Origin of the sequence: Streptomyces sp. NPDC087300, assembly GCF_044744425.1 — a bacterium.
Classification (GTDB): Bacteria; Actinomycetota; Actinomycetes; order Streptomycetales; family Streptomycetaceae; genus Streptomyces.
Genome location: NZ_JBIUYI010000006.1, coordinates 253,753 through 276,110, shown reverse-complemented (window position 1 = coordinate 276,110; position 22,358 = coordinate 253,753). Strand labels below are relative to the sequence as shown.

General features: G+C 70.8%; 23 protein-coding genes. 17 read left to right on the top strand and 6 right to left on the bottom strand.

The features are described from left to right. The first annotated feature begins 97 nt into the window (after positions 1 to 97). From dnaK to ACIO9J_RS26215, 5 genes are all read left to right on the top strand, one after another. Positions 98 to 1,963: a molecular chaperone DnaK gene (gene dnaK, locus ACIO9J_RS26235; protein ID WP_402004324.1), complete on the top strand. Its 1,866-nt coding sequence runs from the start codon at positions 98 to 100 to the stop codon at positions 1,961 to 1,963. Then, the gene (grpE, locus tag ACIO9J_RS26230; protein ID WP_402004321.1) at positions 1,963 to 2,661 is read left to right on the top strand and encodes a nucleotide exchange factor GrpE; all 699 of its coding nucleotides are present in this window, start codon (positions 1,963 to 1,965) and stop codon (positions 2,659 to 2,661) included. Before dnaK ends, grpE begins: the two co-directional genes overlap by 1 nt. A gap of 33 nt (positions 2,662 to 2,694) precedes the next feature. Further along, positions 2,695 to 3,888, top strand: coding sequence for a molecular chaperone DnaJ (dnaJ, locus tag ACIO9J_RS26225; RefSeq protein ID WP_402004318.1), 1,194 nt, complete (start codon positions 2,695 to 2,697; stop codon positions 3,886 to 3,888). A gap of 1 nt (position 3,889) precedes the next feature. Continuing rightward, on the top strand, positions 3,890 to 4,354 hold the full coding sequence (locus ACIO9J_RS26220) for a heat shock protein transcriptional repressor HspR (protein ID WP_402004315.1): 465 nt from the start codon (positions 3,890 to 3,892) through the stop codon (positions 4,352 to 4,354). An 89-nt stretch (positions 4,355 to 4,443) separates the two neighbouring features. Then, positions 4,444 to 4,947, top strand: coding sequence for a hypothetical protein (locus tag ACIO9J_RS26215; protein ID WP_402004312.1), 504 nt, complete (start codon positions 4,444 to 4,446; stop codon positions 4,945 to 4,947). Between the two features lie 22 nt (positions 4,948 to 4,969). Here ACIO9J_RS26215 and ACIO9J_RS26210 read toward each other — a convergent pair whose 3' ends face one another. The 3 genes from ACIO9J_RS26210 to ACIO9J_RS26200 form a co-directional block, all read right to left on the bottom strand. Beyond that, complete coding sequence (locus ACIO9J_RS26210) at positions 4,970 to 5,947, bottom strand: LuxR C-terminal-related transcriptional regulator (RefSeq protein WP_402004310.1); 978 nt, start codon at positions 5,945 to 5,947, stop codon at positions 4,970 to 4,972. A 102-nt stretch (positions 5,948 to 6,049) separates the two neighbouring features. Then, the gene (locus ACIO9J_RS26205) at positions 6,050 to 7,042 is read right to left on the bottom strand and encodes a LuxR C-terminal-related transcriptional regulator (RefSeq protein WP_402004307.1); all 993 of its coding nucleotides are present in this window, start codon (positions 7,040 to 7,042) and stop codon (positions 6,050 to 6,052) included. Continuing rightward, on the bottom strand, positions 7,039 to 7,893 hold the full coding sequence (locus tag ACIO9J_RS26200; RefSeq protein ID WP_402004304.1) for a helix-turn-helix transcriptional regulator: 855 nt from the start codon (positions 7,891 to 7,893) through the stop codon (positions 7,039 to 7,041). Before ACIO9J_RS26200 ends, ACIO9J_RS26205 begins: the two co-directional genes overlap by 4 nt. 278 nt (positions 7,894 to 8,171) lie before the next feature. Between ACIO9J_RS26200 and ACIO9J_RS26195 the strand changes: the two genes are divergently transcribed. Both ACIO9J_RS26195 and ACIO9J_RS26190 read left to right on the top strand, forming a co-directional pair. After that, positions 8,172 to 8,342 carry a hypothetical protein gene (locus ACIO9J_RS26195; protein ID WP_402004301.1) on the top strand — a complete coding sequence of 57 codons (171 nt, stop codon included), beginning with the start codon at positions 8,172 to 8,174 and terminating at the stop codon, positions 8,340 to 8,342. Further along, positions 8,339 to 8,707 (top strand): hypothetical protein, encoded by a 369-nt coding sequence (locus tag ACIO9J_RS26190; RefSeq protein ID WP_402004298.1) that lies wholly within the window; start codon positions 8,339 to 8,341, stop codon positions 8,705 to 8,707. Before ACIO9J_RS26195 ends, ACIO9J_RS26190 begins: the two co-directional genes overlap by 4 nt. A 127-nt stretch (positions 8,708 to 8,834) precedes the next feature. On the opposite strand, the gene ACIO9J_RS26185 is transcribed toward ACIO9J_RS26190, so the two are convergent. Continuing rightward, positions 8,835 to 9,278: a pyridoxamine 5'-phosphate oxidase family protein gene (locus ACIO9J_RS26185; protein WP_402004295.1), complete on the bottom strand. Its 444-nt coding sequence runs from the start codon at positions 9,276 to 9,278 to the stop codon at positions 8,835 to 8,837. 162 nt (positions 9,279 to 9,440) lie between these two features. Between ACIO9J_RS26185 and clpB the strand changes: the two genes are divergently transcribed. Both clpB and ACIO9J_RS26175 read left to right on the top strand, forming a co-directional pair. Next, complete coding sequence (gene clpB / locus ACIO9J_RS26180; RefSeq protein WP_402004292.1) at positions 9,441 to 12,056, top strand: ATP-dependent chaperone ClpB; 2,616 nt, start codon at positions 9,441 to 9,443, stop codon at positions 12,054 to 12,056. 171 nt (positions 12,057 to 12,227) lie between these two features. Next, positions 12,228 to 12,770, top strand: coding sequence for a YbjN domain-containing protein (locus ACIO9J_RS26175; RefSeq protein ID WP_402004290.1), 543 nt, complete (start codon positions 12,228 to 12,230; stop codon positions 12,768 to 12,770). 9 nt (positions 12,771 to 12,779) lie between these two features. Here the strand turns inward: ACIO9J_RS26175 and ACIO9J_RS26170 are convergent, their stop codons facing one another. Both ACIO9J_RS26170 and ACIO9J_RS26165 read right to left on the bottom strand, forming a co-directional pair. Continuing rightward, the gene (locus tag ACIO9J_RS26170) at positions 12,780 to 13,991 is read right to left on the bottom strand and encodes a hypothetical protein (RefSeq protein WP_402004287.1); all 1,212 of its coding nucleotides are present in this window, start codon (positions 13,989 to 13,991) and stop codon (positions 12,780 to 12,782) included. 131 nt (positions 13,992 to 14,122) lie between these two features. Beyond that, positions 14,123 to 15,322: a pyridoxal phosphate-dependent aminotransferase gene (locus ACIO9J_RS26165; RefSeq protein ID WP_402004284.1), complete on the bottom strand. Its 1,200-nt coding sequence runs from the start codon at positions 15,320 to 15,322 to the stop codon at positions 14,123 to 14,125. A gap of 122 nt (positions 15,323 to 15,444) precedes the next feature. Between ACIO9J_RS26165 and ACIO9J_RS26160 the strand changes: the two genes are divergently transcribed. The 8 genes from ACIO9J_RS26160 to ACIO9J_RS26125 all read left to right on the top strand — a co-directional run bounded on the left by ACIO9J_RS26160 (position 15,445) and on the right by ACIO9J_RS26125 (position 22,324). After that, positions 15,445 to 15,759, top strand: coding sequence for a hypothetical protein (locus ACIO9J_RS26160; RefSeq protein ID WP_402004281.1), 315 nt, complete (start codon positions 15,445 to 15,447; stop codon positions 15,757 to 15,759). A gap of 356 nt (positions 15,760 to 16,115) precedes the next feature. Beyond that, the gene (locus ACIO9J_RS26155; protein WP_402004278.1) at positions 16,116 to 16,640 is read left to right on the top strand and encodes a DUF2617 family protein; all 525 of its coding nucleotides are present in this window, start codon (positions 16,116 to 16,118) and stop codon (positions 16,638 to 16,640) included. A 112-nt stretch (positions 16,641 to 16,752) separates the two neighbouring features. Continuing rightward, a complete protein-coding gene (locus tag ACIO9J_RS26150) occupies positions 16,753 to 18,321 on the top strand; it encodes a polyamine aminopropyltransferase (RefSeq protein WP_402004275.1) in 1,569 nt (522 codons plus the stop codon). 46 nt (positions 18,322 to 18,367) lie between these two features. Further along, complete coding sequence (locus tag ACIO9J_RS26145; RefSeq protein ID WP_402004272.1) at positions 18,368 to 19,264, top strand: SRPBCC domain-containing protein; 897 nt, start codon at positions 18,368 to 18,370, stop codon at positions 19,262 to 19,264. A gap of 25 nt (positions 19,265 to 19,289) precedes the next feature. After that, entirely contained in the window at positions 19,290 to 20,078 is a 789-nt protein-coding gene (locus tag ACIO9J_RS26140; RefSeq protein ID WP_402004269.1) for an aldose 1-epimerase, read from the top strand. Positions 20,079 to 20,114: 36 nt separating this feature from the next. Then, on the top strand, positions 20,115 to 20,666 hold the full coding sequence (gene pyrE, locus ACIO9J_RS26135; protein WP_402004266.1) for an orotate phosphoribosyltransferase: 552 nt from the start codon (positions 20,115 to 20,117) through the stop codon (positions 20,664 to 20,666). 135 nt (positions 20,667 to 20,801) lie between these two features. After that, positions 20,802 to 21,833 (top strand): class II fructose-bisphosphate aldolase, encoded by a 1,032-nt coding sequence (gene fbaA, locus ACIO9J_RS26130; RefSeq protein WP_402004263.1) that lies wholly within the window; start codon positions 20,802 to 20,804, stop codon positions 21,831 to 21,833. A gap of 77 nt (positions 21,834 to 21,910) precedes the next feature. Further along, on the top strand, positions 21,911 to 22,324 hold the full coding sequence (locus ACIO9J_RS26125; RefSeq protein ID WP_402004260.1) for a DUF3151 domain-containing protein: 414 nt from the start codon (positions 21,911 to 21,913) through the stop codon (positions 22,322 to 22,324). Positions 22,325 to 22,358 lie beyond the last annotated feature (34 nt).

Genomic DNA, 22,358 nt, shown 5'->3' with positions numbered 1-22,358 from the left:
GAGTTGAGTCGACCTCACTCAGCTCTGTTGACTCCGGCGAAGCCTTCATGCACTCTTGAGCCAGATCCACTCAAGATGCACCTCTGGAGGAATCGAAATGGCACGTGCGGTCGGCATCGACCTGGGCACGACTAACTCCGTCGTCAGCGTTCTCGAAGGCGGCGAGCCCACCGTCATCACCAACGCCGAGGGTGCCAGGACCACGCCGTCCGTCGTCGCCTTCGCGAAGAACGGCGAGGTGCTCGTCGGCGAGGTCGCCAAGCGTCAGGCGGTCACCAACGTCGACAGGACGATCCGTTCGGTCAAGCGCCACATGGGCACTGACTGGAAGATCGAGCTCGACGACAAGCACTTCAACCCGCAGCAGATGAGCGCCTTCATCCTGCAGAAGCTGAAGCGCGACGCCGAGGCGTACCTGGGCGAGAAGGTGGCCGACGCGGTCATCACCGTCCCCGCGTACTTCAACGACTCGGAGCGCCAGGCCACCAAGGAGGCCGGTGAGATCGCGGGCCTCAACGTCCTGCGCATCGTCAACGAGCCCACCGCCGCCGCCCTGGCCTACGGCCTCGACAAGGACGACCAGACCATTCTGGTCTTCGACCTCGGTGGCGGCACCTTCGACGTCTCGCTCCTGGAGATCGGCGACGGCGTCGTCGAGGTGAAGGCCACGAACGGCGACAACCACCTCGGTGGTGACGACTGGGACCAGCGCGTCGTCGACTACCTGGTCAAGCAGTTCAACAACGGCCACGGCGTGGACCTGGGCAAGGACAAGATGGCGCTCCAGCGCCTGCGCGAGGCGGCCGAGAAGGCCAAGATCGAGCTGTCCTCCTCCACGGAGACCACGATCAACCTGCCCTACATCACGGCCTCCGCCGAGGGCCCGCTGCACCTGGACGAGAAGCTCACGCGCGCCCAGTTCCAGCAGCTCACGTCCGACCTTCTCGAGCGGTGCAAGAACCCGTTCAACAACGTCATCAAGGACGCGGGCATCCAGCTCTCCGAGATCGACCACGTCGTTCTCGTCGGTGGCTCCACCCGCATGCCCGCCGTCGCCGAGCTCGTCAAGGAGCTCACCGGCGGCAAGGACGCCAACAAGGGTGTGAACCCGGACGAGGTCGTCGCCATCGGCGCCTCGCTCCAGGCCGGTGTCCTCAAGGGTGAGGTCAAGGACGTCCTGCTCCTCGACGTGACCCCGCTGTCCCTCGGCATCGAGACCAAGGGCGGCATCATGACCAAGCTCATCGAGCGGAACACCACGATTCCGACGAAGCGCTCCGAGATCTTCACGACGGCCGAGGACAACCAGCCGTCCGTGCAGATCCAGGTCTACCAGGGCGAGCGCGAGATCGCGGCGTACAACAAGAAGCTCGGAATGTTCGAGCTCACGGGCCTGCCGCCGGCCCCGCGCGGCGTCCCGCAGATCGAGGTCTCCTTCGACATCGACGCCAACGGCATCATGCACGTGACCGCGAAGGACCTCGGCACGGGCAAGGAGCAGAAGATGACCGTCACCGGTGGCTCCTCGCTGCCGAAGGACGAGGTCGACCGCATGCGCCAGGAGGCCGAGAAGTACGCGGACGAGGACCACGCCCGCCGCGAGGCCGCCGAGTCCCGCAACCAGGGCGAGCAGCTCGTCTACCAGACCGAGAAGTTCCTCAAGGACAACGAGGACAAGGTCCCCGGTGACGTGAAGACCGAGGTCGAGGAAGCCGTCACCGAGCTGAAGGAGAAGCTCAAGGGCGAGGACTCGGCCGAGATCCGCACCGCCACCGAGAAGGTCGCCGCCGTCTCGCAGAAGCTGGGCCAGGCCATGTACGCCGACGCCCAGGGCGCGCAGGCCGCGGGCGGTCCCGAGGGCGCCGCCCCGGGTGCCGAGCAGCCCAAGGCCGACGACGACGTCGTGGACGCCGAGATCGTCGACGACGAGAAGCCCGGTGACGCGAAGGGCGGCGCCGCCTGATGACAGAGGAGACCCCGGGCTTCGGCGAGAACGCCGAGAAGCCTGACGTCCCCTCCGGCGCCACCCCTGATGACGCCGCGCCGAAGTCCGCCGAGCCCTCCACCGAGGAGGGCCCGGCGGCCCCGGCCGGGGACGCAGCAAGCAAGACGTCCGCGCAGGATGTGGGCCTGACCGCCCAGCTGGACCAGGTGCGCACCGCGCTCAACGAGCGCACCGCGGACCTCCAGCGGCTCCAGGCCGAGTACCAGAACTACCGCCGCCGGGTGGAGCGCGACAAGGTGACGGTGAAGGAGATCGCCTCGGCGAACCTCCTCTCCGAGCTCCTGCCGACGCTCGACGACATCGGCCGTGCCCGCGAGCACGGCGAGCTGGTCGGCGGGTTCAAGTCGGTGGCGGAGTCCCTGGAGACCGTCGTCGCCAAGCTGGGCCTCCAGCAGTTCGGCAAGGAGGGCGAGCCCTTCGACCCGACGATCCACGAAGCCCTGATGCACAGCTACGCACCGGACGTCACCGAGACGACCTGCGTCGCGATCCTGCAGCCGGGGTATCGGATCGGCGAGCGCACCATCCGCCCCGCGCGGGTGGCCGTGGCGGAGCCGCAGCCGGGTGCGCAGACGGTCAAGGACGAGACGGTCGACGCCGACGCCGAACCGGCGGAGGCAGCGGACAAGGACAGCGGTGGCCCGGACGAGGGCTGACGTTGCACTGATCAGAGAGGAGGGACGTCGGGGATGAGCACCAAGGACTTCATCGAGAAGGACTACTACAAGGTCCTCGGCGTCCCCAAGGACGCCACCGAAGCCGAGATCAAGAAGGCGTACCGGAAGCTCGCCCGCGAGAATCACCCGGACGCCAACAAGGGCAACGCCAAGGCGGAGGAGCGCTTCAAGGAGATCTCCGAGGCGAACGACGTCCTCGGTGACCCCAAGAAGCGCAAGGAGTACGACGAAGCGCGTGCTCTCTTCGGCAACGGCGGATTCCGGCAGGGTCCCGGAGCCGGCGGCGGTTCGTTCAACTTCGACCTGGGCGACCTCTTCGGAGGCAACGCGCAGGGCGGCGGAGGAGCGGCGGCCGGCGGCTTCGGGGGCGGTCTCGGTGACGTCTTCGGGGGCCTGTTCAACCGCGGCGGCGGAGGTGCCGGAGCCGGCACCCGTACGCAGCCCAGGCGCGGCCAGGACATCGAGTCCGAGGTCACGCTGAACTTCACGGAGGCGGTGGACGGCGCGACGGTGCCGCTCCGCATGTCCTCCCAGGCGCCCTGCAAGGCGTGCTCGGGCACCGGCGACAAGAACGGCACGCCGCGCGTGTGCCCGACGTGCGTCGGCACCGGCCAGGTCTCGCGGGGCGGCGGCGGAGGGTTCTCCCTCACCGACCCGTGCGTGGACTGCAAGGGCCGCGGGCTCATCGCCCAGGACCCGTGCGACGTCTGCGGCGGCTCGGGCCGCGCCAAGTCGTCCCGCACGATGCAGGTGCGGATCCCGGCGGGCGTCTCCGACGGCCAGCGGATCCGGCTGCGCGGCAAGGGCGCACCCGGCGAACGGGGCGGCCCCGCGGGCGATCTCTACGTCGTCGTGCACGTGGAGTCCCACCCGGTCTTCGGCCGCAAGGGCGACAACCTCACGGTGACGGTTCCGGTGACGTACGCCGAGGCCGCGCTGGGCGGCGAGGTCAAGGTGCCCACCCTGGGCGGCCCGCCGGTCACGCTGAAGCTGCCCGCGGGCACGCCCAACGGCCGTACGATGCGGGCCCGCGGAAAGGGCGCGGTCCGCAAGGACGGCACCCGCGGGGACCTTCTCGTGACGGTGGAGGTCGTGGTGCCGACATCGCTGTCGGACGCGGCGAAGGACGCCCTGGTTTCCTACCGCGAGGCGACTGCGGGCGACGATCCGCGGGAAGAACTGTTCAAGGCCGCGAAGGGAGCATGAGATGGACGGCCGTCGTCGACAGTCCGGTTTCAGTAGGGCGTACCAACTCACCGACGAGACGCCGGTGTACGTCATCTCGGTGGCCGCTCAGCTCTCCGGTCTGCACCCGCAGACCCTGCGTCAGTACGACCGCCTCGGCCTCGTCTCCCCGGACCGCACCGCGGGCCGGGGCCGGCGCTACTCCGCCCGCGACATCGAACTGCTCCGTACGGTGCAGCAGTTGTCGCAGGAGGAGGGCATCAACCTCGCCGGCATCAAGCGCATCATCGAGCTGGAGAACCAGGTCACCGCGCTTCAGTCGCGCGTCGCGGAACTGACCGCGGCCGTGGAGGGAGCCGCCGCCACGATGCAGCAACGTGAGGCGGCGGTGCATGCCTCGTACCGCCGCGACCTGGTGCCCTACCAGGACGTCCAGCAGGCGAGCGCGCTGGTGGTGTGGCGGCCCAAGCGGTCGTCCGAGCAGTAGGTTTCGTAGTCTGAAGCGGGGCCGGGAGGTGACCACCTCCCGGCCCCGTTCTTGCTGTCCGACCGATACGCGGGGGAGTTGAGCCGACCATGGCCATGGTGGGTCTGTTCTGGATCGCCGAGGGCGATGTGTACGTGGGGGCCAAGCCGGCCGGGCTCGCGGCCGGGGTGCGGCTGACGCCGGAGGGCGTCATGGCCCTCGGCGACAAGCAGTCCGCGTTCTGGTTCTGGGACGACATCCGCGAACTCACCGTCGAGAACGTCCCCGTACGCTCCCTCAAGCGCCACCTCGGCACCATGGTCGACATGGCCCTGACGGTCGGCCTCGGCGCCGGCGACGACGCCCCGACGATGACCGTACGCCTGGAGACCCCCGACGGAGAGGTCGACCTGCTGGCCTACACGGCCGCGGTGTCGGGCTACTCCCCGACCGAGTACGAACTCTCGCGCGCGCTGCTCGGGCGGATGACGGAGGGCGCGGCGACGCTCCACACGACGCTGGCCGCGATGTCGGAGTGGGGGCGGGCGCATGAGGGCGGGTCGCCGCGGCGGGAGGCGCGGGAGGGGTTGTTGCGGGAGTGGGGCGAGGTCTGACGGGCCCGCTCCGGGGGACGGGTCAGCGCGGGGTGTCCAGGATCCCCGACTGCCCGATCAGATAGCCGAGCTGGGCGCGGCTGCCGCTGCCGAGGGTGGCCGCGAGTTTGGCGATGTGGACGCGGGCGGTGCGCACGTTCATGCCGAGCCGGGTGGCGATCTCGGCGTCGGTGAGGCCTTCGACCAGGAGGCCCGCGATGGCGCGCTGGCGCGGGGTGACGCCGTTCTCGGAGAGCTGCGGGGCGGCCTGCGGCCACATCGGCGTGGCCAGGCGCCACAGCCGCCAGAAGGTGGTGGCGAAGTACTCGACGAGTGCCGGGTGGCGCAGTTCGAGGGCGAGTCTGCGGTCCTTGCAGGCGGGGATGAAGGCCACGGTCCTGTCGAAGACGAAGAGCCGGTCGGTGACCTCGTCGAGGGTGCGGGCCTCGGCGTCGCCGTCGAGTTGTTCGAAGTAGCCGAGCACGGGCAGGGAGTGCCGGGTCGTGTGCTGGTAGAGGGTGCGCATGCGGCAGCCGCGGGACAGCAGATCCTGGTCGCGGGGGAGCGCTTCGGCCAAAGCCTCGGGCGGCCGGGTGCCGCCCGGCTGCACGGCGAGGAACTCTTCGCGGGCTTCGCCCATCGCCCGGTCAATGGCTGAATTGATGCGCTCGAAGCCGTCGAGGACGGTGATCGCGGGCGTGCCGTCAGGGGCGGTGGAGAGCTGTGCGTCGAGCGCCATGAGCGGTTCGAGGGCGGCCGTCAGCTTCTCCTCGCGGTCGCGCTGCTCCGCGATGCGGTCCTCGATGGTGCGCAGGAGCCGGGGGAGAGCGGCCCGCGGGGCGACGGGGCGCAGCCACCGCAGGTCGTGCACGTCGGGGTGGAGCAGCCCGAAGTCGACCAGGCAGGGCGCCTCTTCGGCCTCTTCGGTGCGGACGCGGCCCGCGTCAAGGGCGCGTGCGTAGACGGCCGATCCTGTCTCGCACAGTTCCTCGGCGCTGTGGGTCCCGTGCTTCCGGGGCATGTGAGCTCCCTCCCGCTCGGTTGAAGCGCCGAGAGTCTATGCAGGGGGTATGCGGACCGGGTCACTGGCCATAATTGAAGTGTCCACTTCTGATGGTCGGAATCAAGTGGTTCCGGACTCGTCCTCGGGTCCGCGCTGGTCGAGCACTCCTGAACGGCCGATCAGGAAGCCGAGTTGGGCCCGGCTGTGGCTGCCGAGGGTGGCGCCGAGCTTGGCCACGTGCAGCCGGGCGGTGCGCACGTTCATGCCGAGGCGGGCGGCGATCTCGGTGTCGGTGAGCCCCTCGACGAGCAGACCGGCCACGGCGCGCTGCCGGGTGGTGATGCCGTTCTCCGAAGGGAGCCGGGTCGTGCGCGGGTACATCGGGACGGCGAGCCGCCAGAGGCGGTCGAAGGCGGTGGCGAAGTACTCGACGAGGGCGGGGTGGCGGATCTCCAGCGCGGTGGTGCGGTCGCTGTTGGCGGGGATGAAGGCGACGGTGCGGTCGAAGACGAAGAGGCGTTCGGGCACCTCGTCCAGGGTGCGCACTTCCGTGTCGCCCTCCAGTTGCTCGTGGTAGGCGAGCACGGGCAGCGAATGGCGCGATGTGTGCTGGTAGAGGGTCCGCATACGGCCACCCCGGGCGATGGCGGCACGGGCGTCCGGCAGGGACTGGCTCAGGGCCGCGGGCGAACGGACGCCGCCCGGCTGGATGGAGAGCATCTCCCTGCGGGTGTCCGCGAGCGCGCGGCTCACCGCGTCCTGGATCCGGGCGACCCCGGCCAACGGGACGATGACGGCGGAGTCCTGGGGCTGCGGCGCCCGGTCGGCGAGGGCCATCAGCGGTTCGAAGGCGGCGACGAGCCGGGTGCTCCTGCGGCGCTCCTCCGCGATGCGTTCGTGGACGGCGGCACGCAGCCGGGTGACGGCGACGGCGACGGCGATGGGCCGGAGCAGGCGCGCGCCGTCCGCCTCTGCGTGCAGCAGGCCGAGGTCCAGGAGGCACGGGGCGCGCGCCGCGTCCTCGGACGGGACGTGCCCCTCGCGCAGCGCGCGGGCGTACAGATCCGATCCCGCCGCGCACAACTCGTCCGGTCCGTGCGGGTGGGAGGTCATCCCGTCGGGTCCTTGTCGAGGATCCCCGACTGCGCGATGAGATAGCCGAGCTGCGCGCGGCTGCCGCTGCCCAGGGCGGCGGCGATCTTGGCGATGTGGGCGCGGCAGGTGCGGACGTTCATGCCGAGGCGGCGGGCGATGGCCTCGTCGACGTGGCCTTCGACGAGGAGCCTGGCGATCGTGCGCTGTACGCCGGTGATGCCGTCGGTCGAGGGCGGGTAGGGCACTTCCTCGACGAGCGGAGTCGCTCTGTTCCACTGTTGTTCGAAGACCTTGGCGAGATACTCGACCAGGCCCGGGTGGCGGAGCTCCAGAGCGGCTTGGCGGTCGGCGCGTGCCGGTATGAGTGCGACCGTACGATCGAAGATCATCAGCCGGTCGACCAGCTCTTCCAGGGTGCGTATCTGTACGTTCCCTTGGGCCATACGGGCCGCGTACGCGAGGGTTCCCTGGCTATGTCTGACGGTGTGTTGGTAGAGGGTGCGCATCATGATGCCGCGGTCGAGGACCGTCTGTCCGCGCTTCATGGCCTCCGTGAGGGAGTCCTCGCTGCGGCCGCCGCCCGGCTGGACGGTGAGTATCTCGGAGCGGCACTCCGCGGTGGCCCGTTCGATGACCGCGCCGATGCGGTCGCCCCCTTCGAGGACCGTGAGCCCTTGCGTCGTGGGTTCCGCATGGGCGGTGATCGCCATGAATGGCTCAAACACGTCTGCCAGCTCGATGGCGAGCCGCCTTTGCTCCCTGATCTCGCGCTCGATGGGCTGAAGCCGCTGAGTGAGCGCGGCGGACGGGAGGACCGGGATCAGCCAGTCCGCATCGTCCGGATCCGGGTGCAGAAGGGCGGTGTCCATGAGGCAGGGCACGTTCTCGGCCTCGGTGCGCGCCAGGCGGCCGTTGCCCAGCGCGGTGGCGTAAAGAACCGAACCGTCAGGGCATAGGGGGATTGCGGGGTGAGGATGTGTCGGTTTCGCACCAGTTGTAATCAAATCTCCACCCCCCAGGGTCCTGAACGTGCAGGAACATGATGCATCCACCCTGTGGCTTTGACGTGCTCGATTGAGACATCGTCTTGTTGTGCCGGGGGAGAGGAACCTATCAAGTGAGGACGAAGCCGACCATGTTTAAGCGCATGCTTCGCTCGGTGCTTGTCACCACCTTCTCCGCAGGGCTGGTCATGGGAGCGGTCAGCGCTCTCGATCTCTCCTGGAGCGTCCAGCAGGAGTCGGCAGCCACCAGCTCTGTCGCCGCTCCGCCGCCGGACCTCTCCTGGAGCTCGCTGCCGAAGGGTGCGGCGTCATGAGCACACCCCCCGACGACCGCACCTTCCGCCGCGAAATGGCCACCGCCTACCGCTCCGGATGGCACTTCATCGATCTGGTGACCGCGATCCCCCACCGCGGTGACTCGTTGATGGTGACCCTCCTCGGTGAGCCGATCGTCGTCACGCGTGACGACGAGGAGGAGATCCGGGCCTACCGGTGCCTCCGCAGGCCGAGGGGTGCGCCGCAGCCCGTGCGGTGTGCCATTCGGTACGGGATGGTCTTCGTGAACCTCGACCGGCGCGACCACCAGCTGGTCGGCGACGGTGACCAGCAGGACCAGGGCCGGGGCGCTGCGAACGCCCCGGGCGCAGGAACCATTACAGCCACCCCCCGCAGCGCCTGACGCGATTCCCCCGTCGTTGTAAATCGCGCAGGTGCTTCCCCCAGCAGCGGCGTCACCGTGGACCTGAACACGGTGGCGCCGCTGTGGCGTGCACGGGGCGGGGACGGCCTGCTCCAAACGAAAGGCCCTAGCGCGGCTTGCCCAGCGCCCGCGTCACCGTGATCTCGATCAGGACCCGGTCCGGGTTGGGCGAGGGACGGCGTTCGTAGCGCTCCTCGTAGCGGCGCTCCGCCGCGTCGATCTCCGCGGGGTCCGTCCTGATCTCCGCGCGGCCCTCCAGGGTGGCCCAGCGCCGGCCCGCGAACTGGCAGACCGCCACCCGCGCCCCCGGGCCTTCGACCCCGGCGGCCGCCAGGATGTGCACGACCTTCCTGCTCGTCTTGCGGGCCAGGACACGGGCGACGCCCGCCTCCGGGTCGTAGGTGACGCCGACGGGGACGACGTGCGGCGTGCCGTCGGGGCGCAGGGTCGTCAGGGTGCACAGGTGCCGCTCCCGCCAGAAGCTGAGGTAGGGCTCCGGCGGATCGCGCGGGTCTATGCGCTCCTTGCGGGAACTCGTGCTGCTCGTCATGCATCGGAACATAAGCCACGGCAGAACATGGGCCACGGCAGGGGGTGCCCGGCCTTCCGCCCTCTTGTTGAGTGGAATAGACTCAACTTTGTGTACGTTGACTGAGTCAGTATTTGTGGTCGACCAGGCCGGACCCGGCCCGCAAGGAGGAGGAAGACGCACGTGGACGCCGAGCTGACCAACAGGAGCCGGGACGCGATCACCGCGGCCACCAACCGGGCCGTGCAGGACGGGCACCCGGATCTGACCCCCGCGCATCTGCTGCTCGCGCTGCTCGAGGGCGAGGACAACGAGAACATCACCGACCTGCTCGTCGCGGTCGACGCCGACCAGGCGGCCGTGCGCGCGGACACCGAGCGTGCCCTCGCCGCGCTGCCGAGCGTGACCGGGTCGACCGTCGCGCCGCCGCAGCCCAACCGCGAACTGCTCGCCGTGATCTCCGACGCCGCCCGGCGCGCCAAGGAGCTCGGCGACGACTACCTTTCCACCGAGCACCTGCTCATCGGCGTCGCCGCGGAGGGCGGCGCCGCGGGCCAGGCGCTCGGGCGGCACGGGGCGACGGCCAAGAAGCTGCTTGACGCATTCGAGAAGGCAAGGGGAGGGCGCCGGGTGACCACACCCGACCCGGAGGGTCAGTACAAGGCGCTGGAGAAGTTCGGTACCGATTTCACCGCTGCCGCGCGTGAGGGCAAGCTCGACCCGGTCATCGGGCGCGATCAGGAGATCCGGCGCGTGGTGCAGGTCCTGTCGCGGCGTACGAAGAACAATCCGGTGCTCATCGGTGAGCCCGGGGTGGGCAAGACCGCCGTGGTGGAGGGTCTCGCGCAGCGCATCGTCAAGGGGGACGTGCCCGAGTCGCTGAAGAACAAGCGGCTGGTCTCGCTCGACCTGGGTGCGATGGTCGCGGGGGCGAAGTACCGCGGTGAGTTCGAGGAGCGGCTCAAGACGGTCCTGTCCGAGATCAAGGAGAGTGACGGGCAGGTCATCACGTTCATCGACGAGCTGCACACCGTGGTGGGCGCGGGGGCCGGCGGTGACTCGGCGATGGACGCGGGCAACATGCTCAAGCCGATGCTGGCCCGTGGTGAGCTGCGCATGGTGGGTGCCACGACGCTGGACGAGTACCGCGAGCGGATCGAGAAGGATCCGGCTCTGGAGCGGCGTTTCCAGCAGGTGCTGGTGGCCGAGCCGTCGGTGGAGGATTCCATCGCGATCCTGCGCGGGCTCAAGGGGCGTTACGAGGCGCATCACAAGGTGCAGATCGCGGACAGTGCGCTGGTGGCGGCCGCGACGCTCTCCGACCGTTACATCACTTCGCGGTTCCTGCCGGACAAGGCCATCGACCTGGTGGACGAGGCCGCGTCCCGGCTGCGGATGGAGATCGATTCCTCGCCGGTGGAGATCGATGAACTCCAGCGTGCGGTGGACCGGTTGAAGATGGAGGAGCTGGCGCTCAGCAAGGAGACCGATCCGGCGAGCAAGCAGCGGCTGGAGAAGCTGCGGCGCGATCTGGCCGACAAGGAGGAGGAGCTGCGCGGTCTGACCGCCCGTTGGGAGAAGGAGAAGCAGTCCCTCAACCGGGTCGGTGCGCTCAAGGAGAAGCTGGACGAGCTGCGCGGGCAGGCCGAACGCGCGCAGCGTGACGGTGACTTCGACACCGCATCCAAGCTGCTATACGGGGAGATCCCGGGGCTTGAGCGGGAGTTGGAGGAGGCCAGCGAGGCCGAGGCGCAGCAGGAGGCGGCCAAGGACACGATGGTCAAGGAGGAGGTCGGCCCGGACGACATCGCCGATGTGGTGGGGTCCTGGACCGGTATCCCGGCGGGGCGGCTGCTGGAGGGCGAGACGCAGAAGCTGCTGCGCATGGAGGACGAGCTGGGCAGGCGGCTGATCGGGCAGGGTGAGGCGGTCCGCGCGGTCTCCGACGCGGTGCGGCGCACCCGTGCGGGCATCGCCGATCCCGACCGTCCCACCGGGTCCTTCCTCTTCCTGGGCCCGACCGGTGTGGGCAAGACGGAGCTGGCCAAGGCGCTCGCGGACTTCCTCTTCGACGACGAGCGGGCCATGGTCCGCATCGACATGAGCGAGTACGGCGAGAAGCACAGCGTGGCGCGGCTGGTGGGTGCCCCGCCCGGCTACGTCGGCTACGAGGAGGGCGGCCAGCTGACCGAGGCGGTACGGCGGCGTCCGTACTCCGTGGTCCTGCTGGACGAGGTCGAGAAGGCGCACCCCGAGGTCTTCGACATCCTGCTCCAGGTACTGGACGACGGGCGCCTGACCGACGGGCAGGGACGCACGGTCGACTTCCGCAACACCATCCTGATCCTCACCTCCAACCTCGGCAGCCAGTTCTTGGTGGAGCCGCTCACGAGTGAGGAGGAGAAGAAGCAGCAGGTTCTTGAGGTGGTGCGGGCCTCCTTCAAGCCGGAGTTCCTCAACCGGCTCGACGACATCGTGGTCTTCTCCGCCCTGACCAAGGACGAGCTCGCGCACATCGCCGAGCTCCAGATCGCCCGCCTCGCCAAGCGCCTGGCCGACCGGCGCCTCACCCTCGACGTCACGCCCGAGGCACTGGCCTGGCTGGCCGACGAGGGCAACGATCCCGCGTACGGGGCGCGCCCGCTGCGCCGCCTCATCCAGACCTCCATCGGCGACCGCCTCGCCAAGGAGATCCTCGCCGGGGAGATCAAGGACGGCGACACGGTCCGCGTCGACCGTTTCGCGGAGGGACTGATCGTGGGCCCCGCCACGGGTTCCCCTGCGGGCAAGTCGCTGTAAACGGCATCCCGTCTGCCACGGCCTGCTCGTACGCCGTCTGCGGCCGCGCGCCCGGCCACGGCCTGTCCGCAGTGGGCGAACGGCGGAAACCCGGCAGGCGAGAAGCCGGGGTTGCCTCCGGGGCCCCACCCTGAGAGAGGATGGGCCCATCCATACGAAGGGACAAAGTACGTGAGCATCGACCCGTCCTCCATTCCGAATTTCGGGGGCCAGCCCGAACCGCAGCAGGGCGCAGGACCGGCGGGCCCCGTCGTCCCCGACCAGGACCTGGTCAAGCAGCTTCTGGACCAGATGGAGCTCAAGCACGTCGTCGACGACGAGGGTGACCTCGCGGCGCCGTGGGAGGAGTTCCGTACGTACTTCATGTTCCGCGGCGAGGACGACCAGCAGGTCTTCTCGGTCCGGACGTTCTACGACCGCCCCCACGCGATCGAGACCAAGCAGCAGCTCCTGGAGTCGATCGACGACTGGAACCGCCGCACCCTGTGGCCGAAGGTCTACAGCCACACGCACGACGACGGCACGGTCCGCCTCATCGGCGAGGCCCAGATGCTGATCGGCACCGGAGTCTCCCTGGAGCACTTCGTCTCGTCGACCGTCAGCTGGGTGCGCGCCGCGATCGAGTTCGACAAGTGGCTCGTCGAGCAGCTCGGCCTGGAGGCCGACGTCGACTCGGCCGAGGGCGAGGACAAGCCCGGCGACGACGAGGCCTGAGCCCTCGTCCTACAGCGGCATGTGGGCGGTCGTCACCAGATACGTCCCATAGGCGAGCGAGAGCCCGGCCAGGGCGCACACCACCAGGTGGGCGCTCCTGGGCCGGGCTCTCGTCATGGCAAGGGCCAGTGGGATCAGGAGCGGGAACGCGGGGAGCAGGAAGCGCGGCTTGGACTCGAAGAAGCCGGAGCCGCCGACGGTGATGAGGACGAGCACGCCGGTGTAGACGACCAGCGGCAGCGGCGCGCGCCCCGCGACGAGCAGCGCGAAGAGCAGCAGCGCCACCGCGACGATGACGAGGGTCATCGGGAAGACGAGCTTGTCGCCGTCGCGCAGCAGGTGCTTGACGAAGACCAGTGAGCCCGCGCCGAAGTCGAAGGTGGAGCCCCAGCCGCGCTGGACCGCGAAGTATCCGTGCAGCGGATCGCCCTTGCGGATGCCCACATAGAGGACATATGCCGCCCAGCCGAGCGGGGCGAGCGCCGCGCCCGCGCAGACTTTCCACAGGCTGTGGGGAACTTCCCGGCCGCGCCCGCGCAGGCGTACGACGATCTCGCACGCCGCCGTGACGCAGACCGCGGCGGCCACCGCGAAGCCGTTGGGCCTGGCGAGCCCCGCGAGCGCGGCCAGCGCGCCCGCCCAGAGCCAGCGCCCGCTCAGGACCGCGTACAGCGACCAGGCGGCGAGCGCCGTGAGCACCGGCTCGGTGTAGGCGAGGGACAGCACCACCGAGTGCGGCAGGAGGGCCCAGAGCAGTACGAGGAGCGTGCCGGTGCGCCGCCCGTGCAGCCGCTCCCCGATCGCGTACACGCCCCATGCCGCGGCCCCCGCCGCGAGCCAGGACAGGAGCAGCGCGGCCGCGCCGTACCCGACGGGCAGGACGGTGGCGACGGCGCGCACGAGCCCCGGGTAGAGCGGGAAGAACGCGAGGTCGCTCTGGACCACGCCGGGCTCGAAGTAGAGGGTGCGCCCGTATCCGCCGGCGGCGATCCCCGTGTACCACCGCGAGTCCCAGGACCGGCCGAGCAGCCGGAAGGTGTCCTGGTGGGTGACGTGCGAGACGAGGGCGACGCACACCAGGCCGGAGATCCGGGCGGCGGCGAAGAGCCCGAGGGCGGTGAGTGCGGCGGGCAGGCGCACCGCGGAACGGGACGGGTGGGCGCGGTCCCCGTCGCCGCGTTCGGTCGCGGGGGCGGGGATGAGGGCACTGGACGAGCTCACACAGGAACCCTGCGGGCCCTCCGGCGCGGGCGCGACCGGAGGGACCCGTGCGGGGGAGGCCCGTCAGCCCGTCAGGACGCGCAGTCCCTCAGAACGCGCAGTCCCTCAGATCGCTCGGTCCGTCAGATCGCTCAGCCCGCCAGCGACTTCAGGCGGGACACCGCCTCCTCCAGGACGGACGTCTTCTTGCAGAAGGCGAAGCGTACGAAGGGGGCGCCCGCGTCCCGGTGGTCGTAGAAGACCGCGTTCGGGATGGCGACCACCCCGGCGCGCTCGGGGAGCGCGCGGCAGAACTCGAAGCCGTCGCGCTCGCCGAGCGGCGTGATGTCGGTGGTCACGAAGTACGTGCCGGCCGGGCGGTACACGTCGAAGCCCGCCGCCGTGAGGCCCTCGCTCAGCAGGTCCCGCTTGGCCAGCATGTCGGCGCGGAAGTCGTCGAAGTAGGCGGCGGGCAGCGCGAGCGCCTCGGCGATCGCGTACTGGAAGGGGCCCGACGAGACGTACGTGAGGAACTGCTTGGCCGAGCGGACCGCGCCGACCAGCTCCGGCGTGGCCGTCACCCAGCCGACCTTCCAGCCGGTGAACGAGAACGTCTTGCCCGCCGAGCCGATGGTGACCGTGCGCTCGCGCATGCCGGGGAAGGCGGCGAGCGGGAGGTGCTCGGCGCCGTCGAAGACGAGGTGCTCGTAGACCTCGTCGGTGACGACGAGGAGGTCGCGCTCGACGGCGAGCCGCGCGATCTCGGTGAGCTCGGCGCGGGTGAGCACCGTGCCGGTGGGGTTGTGCGGGGTGTTGAGCAGGATCAGCCGGGTGCGGTCCGTGACCGCGTCGCGCAGCTCGTCCAGGTCGAGGACGAAGCGTCCCTCGCGGGGGCGCAGGGTGACCGGGACGCGGGTGCCGCCCGCCAGCGCGATCGAGGCGGCGTACGAGTCGTAATAGGGCTCCAGTGCGATGACTTCGTCGCCCGGCTCGACCAGGGCGAGCAGCGAGGCGGCGATCGCCTCGGTGGCGCCCGCCGTCACCAGGACCTCGCGGTCGGGGTCGTAGTTGAGGGAGTACCGGGCGAGCTGGTGCTCGGCGATCGCCGTGCGCAGCTCGGGGACGCCGGGGCCCGGCGGGTACTGGTTGCCGCGGCCGTCGCGCAGCGCCCGCACGGCCGCCTCGCGCACGGACTCGGGGCCGTCCGTGTCCGGGAAGCCCTGCCCCAGGTTGATCGCACCCGTTTTCACCGCGAGCGCGGACATCTCGGCGAAAATCGTCGTACCGAACTCGGCGAGGCGGCGGTTGAGCAGCGGGCGCCCGCTCCCGGAAGTGGAGGTCATGGCCGCCATCCTGCGCCGAACCTCTGGAGTTCCTCAACTCTGCTTTGGCCCTGGGCGGCCGGGGGCATTTCCCTGTCACGCGAGAAGCGAGGCCCACGGGGGACCTGCTTCGGGGGAACGGAAGGAGCGTGATGGCCGTGATCCTGGCCTTCATCTTCGGCGCGGTGCTCGTGTTCGTCCTGGCGACGGTGGTCGGTGTGCGCAAGGGCAGCCGGCGCCGCAAGGGCTGGGGCGCGGGCGGCACCGCGTCCAGCGCGGCGGGCGGCAGCTGGTGGGCGGGCTCCTCCGGCGGTGTCTACGACGGCGGCGGCGGTCACCACGGCGGCGGTCACCACGGCGGCGGGCACAGCTGCGGCGGAGGCCACTCCTCCTGTGGCGGCGGGTCGTCCTGCGGCGGCGGGTCCTCGTGCGGGGGCGGCGGGGGCGGATGCGGCGGAGGCAGCTGACACGGGGCAGCTGGTCCACCGGTTCCAGCGGGGCGCTCGGTGCGGGAGACAACTCCCACCGGGCGCTCCGGCGTTGTGTGACGTAGTGCGAGGGGGGTGCGCTCCGGCGCCGACGTGTGATTGAGGGCTTGAACAGTTGAACTGTGCAGCCCCCAGGGGGATGGAAACCCTACGAAGTTGGGTAAAAACGCTGTGGCAGTGTCGCCGACCATGATTCCCTCTTAAACGTCAGCACCGCCCTCGGCCGTCCCTGATCCCCGGACGTTCTCGTGGGCACGAGCCGGCATTCCGACCTCCCGGTGTTCCGATCCGGGTGCGCCGGCCCCACCTCCATTGCGTGTTAGCGGAGCCGACCCATGCTCACGACCCTGAAGACTGTCTATACCGACACGTGCGCCGCGGACCTCGCCTGGGCCCTGGGGCGCGAGCCGTTGCCCGCGCTCGCCACGCTCGAACTCGAACTGACCGGCGCGAAAATGCAGTTGAGACTGCTCGGGGCCTCGCACCAAGTACTTCTGGAGGAGGACCAGGGCACCTGTTCCGAAACCGTGGCCTGCATCCCGGGCAGCAGCACCCCGCTGCCGCTCGGCGTCTCCAAGCGCATGGGGGACTGGGAGTACGAGTTCGCGGCGCGCGTCGAGACGCTCTCGCGCGGCCAGTTCGCGGGCCGCGCGCAGGAACTGCTCGCCCTCGTCGCCGAGCACCCGCACGGCCTCGCGGGCGTCTTCCCCGGCAGCCCGCACGCGTTCACGGCGATGCTCGCGCAGCGCCACGAGGGTTCGGTGCAGTGGCGGACCTGGCACGCCTACCCCCAGGACGGCCAGCTCGTGGCGACGCGTACGCGGGTGGGCGCGCGGGTGCCGATGCCCGCGGCGCTGTGAGGCGCGCGGGGCGCCGCGGCTGATCCACGGATCACGCGGCTACACCTCCCGCGGCCAGTTGCACCCTTGTGGGTGACTGGACGTAAGGGTGTGGTGACGTAGCGTTCCAGGCGTGATCGAGTCGTCGGTGCGTCTGCCCGTCTCGCCCGGGACGGGCAGGTTCCTGGTTCTGGCGGGTGTGTTCATCTGCGCTGCCTGCGGACTCGTCTACGAACTGGAACTCGTCGCCCTCGCCTCGTACTTGATCGGGGACTCCGTCACCCAGGCGTCCGTGGTGCTCTCCGTGATGGTCTTCGCCATGGGCGTCGGCTCGCTGCTCGCCAAGCGGCTGCGCTGCCGGGCGGCCGCCTGGTTCGGCCTGGTCGAGACGGCGCTCGCGCTGGTCGGCGGGTGCAGCGCGATGGCGCTGTACGCGGCGTTCGCGTGGACCGGCGACCGGGGCGAGGTGTGGGCCCACGGATCGCGCTACCTGTTCGTCGCGTTCTCCCTCGCCATCGGCGTGCTCATCGGCGCCGAGGTGCCGCTCCTGATGGTGCTGATCCAGCGCATCAGACGGCAGGACGCGAGCGGCGCCGTCGCCGACCTGTTCGCCGCCGACTACGTGGGCGCGCTGGTGGGCGGCCTCGCCTTCCCGTTCCTGCTGCTCCCGATGCTCGGCCAGCTCACCGGCGCCCTGTTCACCGGCGCGGTCAACGCGGTCGCGGGCGGCGCCCTCGTCTTCGGCCTGTTCAGCCGTGACCTGAGCACGCGCGGCCGCTGGGTGCTGCTCGCCGCGAACGTCGTCGTCCTTTCCGTCCTCGCCTCGGCCGCCGTGCTCGTCGACGACTTCGAGCGCGCGGCGCGGCGCGCGGTGTACGGCGGGGACGTACGGGTCGCGGTGCAGACCGACATCCAGGAGGTCGTCCTGACCGGCGGCGGGCGCGACTCCCTGGACCTCTTCCTGGACGGGCGCCTGCGCATCAGCGGCCGCGACGAGTACCGCTACCACCAGGGCCTCGTGCACCCCGCGATGCGCGGCCCGCACGCGCGCGTGCTGGTCCTCGGCGGCGGCGACGGCCTCGCGACCCGCGAGGTCCTGCGCCATCCCGGGGTGCGCCGCGTCGACATCGTCGAACTGGACGCGGGCGTCGTCGACCTGGCCAGGCACGACCCCGAGCTGAGCGAGCTCAACGCCCACGTCTACCGCGACCCCCGGGTGCACGTGGTGACCGCCGACGCCTTCAGCTGGCTGCGCTCGGCGCACCGGACGTACGACGTGGTGATCTCCGACCTGCCCGACCCGGGCATCACGGCCAGCACGAAGCTGTACTCGCAGGAGTTCTACGGCCTGGCCACCCGCGTCCTCGCGGCCGACGGCCGCGTCGCCGTGCACGCGGGGCCCGTCTCGACCAGGGCGCACGTCTTCTGGACGGTGGAGGCGACGCTGCGCGCGGCGGGCCTGAAGACCGTGCCGTACCGGGTGGGCGGCCGGCGGTCGGGGTTCGCCGCCGGGCCCGACCGGACGTCGGAGGGCGCGCGGGCGCCGCGCGACTGGGGGTTCGTGCTCGCCTCGCGCAGCGCGCCCGTGCTGCTGCGGGCGGCCGAGTCGGAGGTGGTGCGGGCCGGGCTGCGGGCGGCCGGACGGACCCGGCTGCCGGGCGCCGCGCCCTCCACGTTGGTGCACCCGCGGTACGCGAACTGACGAACTGACGTACATGGTGGCGAGAGCGTGGGTAGGCTCGGCTGCCATGGAGCATGAGGTGTTCGTTCCGGTTTCGGCAGAGCGTCTCCGGCAGGTCCTGGCCGACCCCGAACGGGTGGCCGGGGCGGTCCCCGGGCTTCAGCGCGACGCGGAGGAGACGGCCGAGCCGATCTCCGGGCGGCTGAAGGCGCGGGTCGGCGGGCACTCGATCACGTACCGCGGGGTCGCCCGGATCGACGCGCGCGCCGACGGGACGTACGAGATCGCGGGCGAGGGCACCGAGGTGCGCGGCGGCGGGTCTGTGAAGGTCTCGCTGAGCGTGCGGCTCGTGCCCGCCGCCGAGGGGACCACCCTGGTGATCGGCGGGACGGCCGCGGCCGACGGGCGGGTCACGGAAAGTTCTCCACAGGCTGTGGAATCAGCTGTGCGAAAACTCCTCGAACGGTTCGCCGAGGGGCTCGGAGCGGCCGCGCCGCCGGACTCCGTGCCCGATCCCGACCCCGTGCCCGACACCGTGCCCGACCCTCCGGCGCCGACGGTCACCGTCTTCGAGACGGAGGTGCCGCCGCCGTCCCTGGACCCGCTCGCCGACGACGTCGACGCGGATGACGCCGATGACCTCGACGGCATCGAGGACGCCGGGGACGTCAGGGCGGGCATGGCCGAGGACGCCGACGAGCTCGCCGGCATCGACGGGATCGAGAGCGCCACCGACGCGGTGGACATCGGGTTGCAGCCCGCCGAGGCCGCGCACGCGCGGCGCACCATGATCGGCCGCAGCGCCGAGGAGGTCGACCACGCGCCGCCGCGCGGCAGGTACGCGCCCGCGCCCGCCCCCGAGACGTACTCCACCAGCGCCACGCTCCGCTGGGCCGCGCCCGCCGCCGCCCTGGCCCTGGCCTCGGCCATCGTCGTGGGCAGGGCCCTGCGCCGCCGCCGCTGAGGGGCCACGCCGTAGGGTCGGGCCCGTGAGCATCAAAGACGTGACCCTCACCGCGGGCGACGCGGAAGTGACCGTGCAGCCGGGCAACGGCTGCCGCATCGGAAGTCTGCGCATCGGCGGCACCGAGCTGCTGCGGCAGGGGGAGCGCTACGGCTGCTTCCCGATGGTGCCGTGGTGCGGCCGCATCAGGGACGGGCGGTTCCGGGACGGCGCGGCGGTCCACCAGATGCCGCTGAACTCACCGCCGCACGCCATCCACGGCTTCGCCCGCGACGCCGAGTGGCGCACCGCGCGCGCCTCGCGTACCGAGGCGGTCTTCACGTACGAGCTCACCGACCCCTGGCCCTACCCGGGGCGGGTCACCCAGATCGTGGAACTCGGCGAGGACGCGTTGACGCTGCGGCTCGGCATCGAGACGTACGGCGACTCGTTCCCCGCGCAGGCCGGCTGGCACCCGTGGTTCCAGCGCAACCTCGGCGACCAGGACGTCACGGTCGACTTCAGCCCCGCCTGGCAGGAGGAGCGCGGCGACGACCACCTGCCCACCGGGCGCCGCGTCGACGTGCGGCCGGGCCCCTGGGACGACTGCTTCGGCATGCCCGACGGCGTCGACGTGACGCTGACCTGGCCCGGACAGCTCGAAGTGAACGTCAAGAGCCGCGAACAGTGGGTCGTCGTCTACGACGAGCAGGAGGCCGCGGTCTGCGTCGAGCCCCAGACGGGACCGCCCGACGGCCTCAACACCGCACCGCGCCTGGTCACCCCCATCGAGCCCCTGGAGACGGCGACCACGTGGAGCTGGCGGCGGCTCTAGATCCTGGCCCTCCGGACAGGATCTAAGCTCATGGGCATGACTGACGTACGCGGCGAGCTGCTGCAGCAGATCAAGGACAAGGCCGTCGTGCACGGCAAGGTGACGCTCTCCTCCGGCCTGGAGGCCGACTACTACATCGACCTCCGCCGGGTCACCCTCGACGGTGCGGCCGCGCCGCTGGTCGGGCAGGTGCTCCTCGACCTCACCAAGGACCTGGACTTCGACGCCGTGGGCGGCCTGACCATGGGCGCCGACCCCGTCGCGGGCGCGATGCTGCACGCGGCCGCCGCGCGCGGCGAGCGCCTGGACGCCTTCGTCGTCCGCAAGGCCGCCAAGGCGCACGGCATGCAGCGCCGCGTCGAGGGCCCGGACATCAAGGGCCGCCGCGTCCTGGTCGTCGAGGACACCTCCACCACCGGCGGCTCGCCGCTGACCGCCGTCGAGGCCGTCCGCGAGGCGGGCGCCGAGGTCGTCGGCGTCGCCACGATCGTGGACCGCGCGACCGGTGCGGGCGAGAAGATCACCGAGGGCGCGGGGGTTCCCTACCTCTTCGCGTACTCGAAGGACGACCTCGGGCTCGCCGACTGAGGACCTAGGTCCCGTCGATCCGGCCGCACTCCGGCTGGAGCTGTCCGGCAAGTCTGGAAAGATGGGGGCGACGATGACGTCGCCCCCCTTAGGTCAGGGCCAAGCACACACCCGCACATCACAAGGAGCGGACACATGCCCATCGCAACCCCCGAGGTCTACGCCGAGATGCTCGACCGGGCGAAGGCAGGCAAGTTCGCCTACCCGGCCATCAACGTGACCTCGTCGCAGACCCTGCACGCGGCCCTGCGCGGCTTCGCGGAGGCGGAGAGCGACGGCATCATCCAGATCTCCACCGGTGGTGCGGAGTTCCTGGGTGGCCAGCACAACAAGGACATGGTCACCGGCGCGGTCGCGCTCGCCGAGTTCGCGCACATCGTCGCCGCGAAGTACGACATCACGGTCGCGCTGCACACCGACCACTGCCCCAAGGACAAGCTGGACACCTACGTCCGTCCGCTGATCGACGTCTCCGCCGAGCGCGTCAAGGCCGGCCGTAACCCGCTGTTCCAGTCGCACATGTGGGACGGCTCCGCCGAGACCCTCGCCGACAACCTGGCCATCGGCCAGGAACTGCTCGCGAAGGCCGCCGCCGCGAAGATCATCCTTGAGGTCGAGATCACCCCGACCGGTGGCGAGGAGGACGGCGTCACGCACGAGATCAACGACGAGCTGTACACGACCGTCGACGACGCGCTGCGCACCGCCGAGGCCCTGGGCCTGGGCGAGAAGGGCCGCTACCTGCTCGCCGCGTCCTTCGGCAACGTGCACGGCGTCTACAAGCCGGGCAACGTCGTCCTGCGTCCGGAGCTCCTCAAGGACCTCCAGGAGGGCGTCGCCGGCAAGTACGGCAAGCCCGCCGGGTCGCAGCCGTTCGACTTCGTCTTCCACGGCGGCTCCGGCTCGACCGCCGAGGAGATCGCGACCGCCCTGGAGAACGGCGTCGTGAAGATGAACCTCGACACGGACACGCAGTACGCCTTCACGCGTCCCGTCGCGGACCACATGTTCAAGAACTACGACGGCGTCCTGAAGGTCGACGGCGAGGTCGGCTCCAAGAAGACCTACGACCCGCGCACCTGGGGCAAGTCCGCCGAGGCTGGCATGGCCAAGCGCGTCACCGAGGCCTGCGCCAACCTGCGCTCCACGGGCACGAAGCTGAAGTAGCCCCCACGGCGTCCGTACGGGCCCGGCACCCTTCCCTGGGTGCCGGGCCCGTACGCGTATGCAGCAGACTGGCACCCATGGCCATTCACAAGGATCTCCTCGGGGGACCGCCCCCGACCCACCTGCCCGACGACCCGGAGCCGCGCGAGCTGCTCGCGGGCGGGGCGGACCCCGCCGACGTCGCCGCGAAGTACCCCACGTCCTCGCTCGCCTGGGCCCGGCTCGCCGACGAGGCGTACGAGGGCGGCCGCGTCGTCGAGTCGTACGCGTACGCCCGCACCGGCTACCACCGCGGCCTGGACTCCCTGCGCCGCGCGGGCTGGAAGGGCCACGGCCCGGTGCCGTGGGAGCACGAGCCCAACCGGGGCTTCCTGCGCGCCCTGCACGGCCTCGCGCGGGCGGCGCAGGCGATCGGTGAGCAGGAGGAGTACGAGCGCTGCGCGGGCTTCCTCCGTGACTCCTCGCAGACCGCTGCCGAGACGCTCGGCTGACGTGGGCGGGGGCCCCGGGGTGCTGTCACCCCGG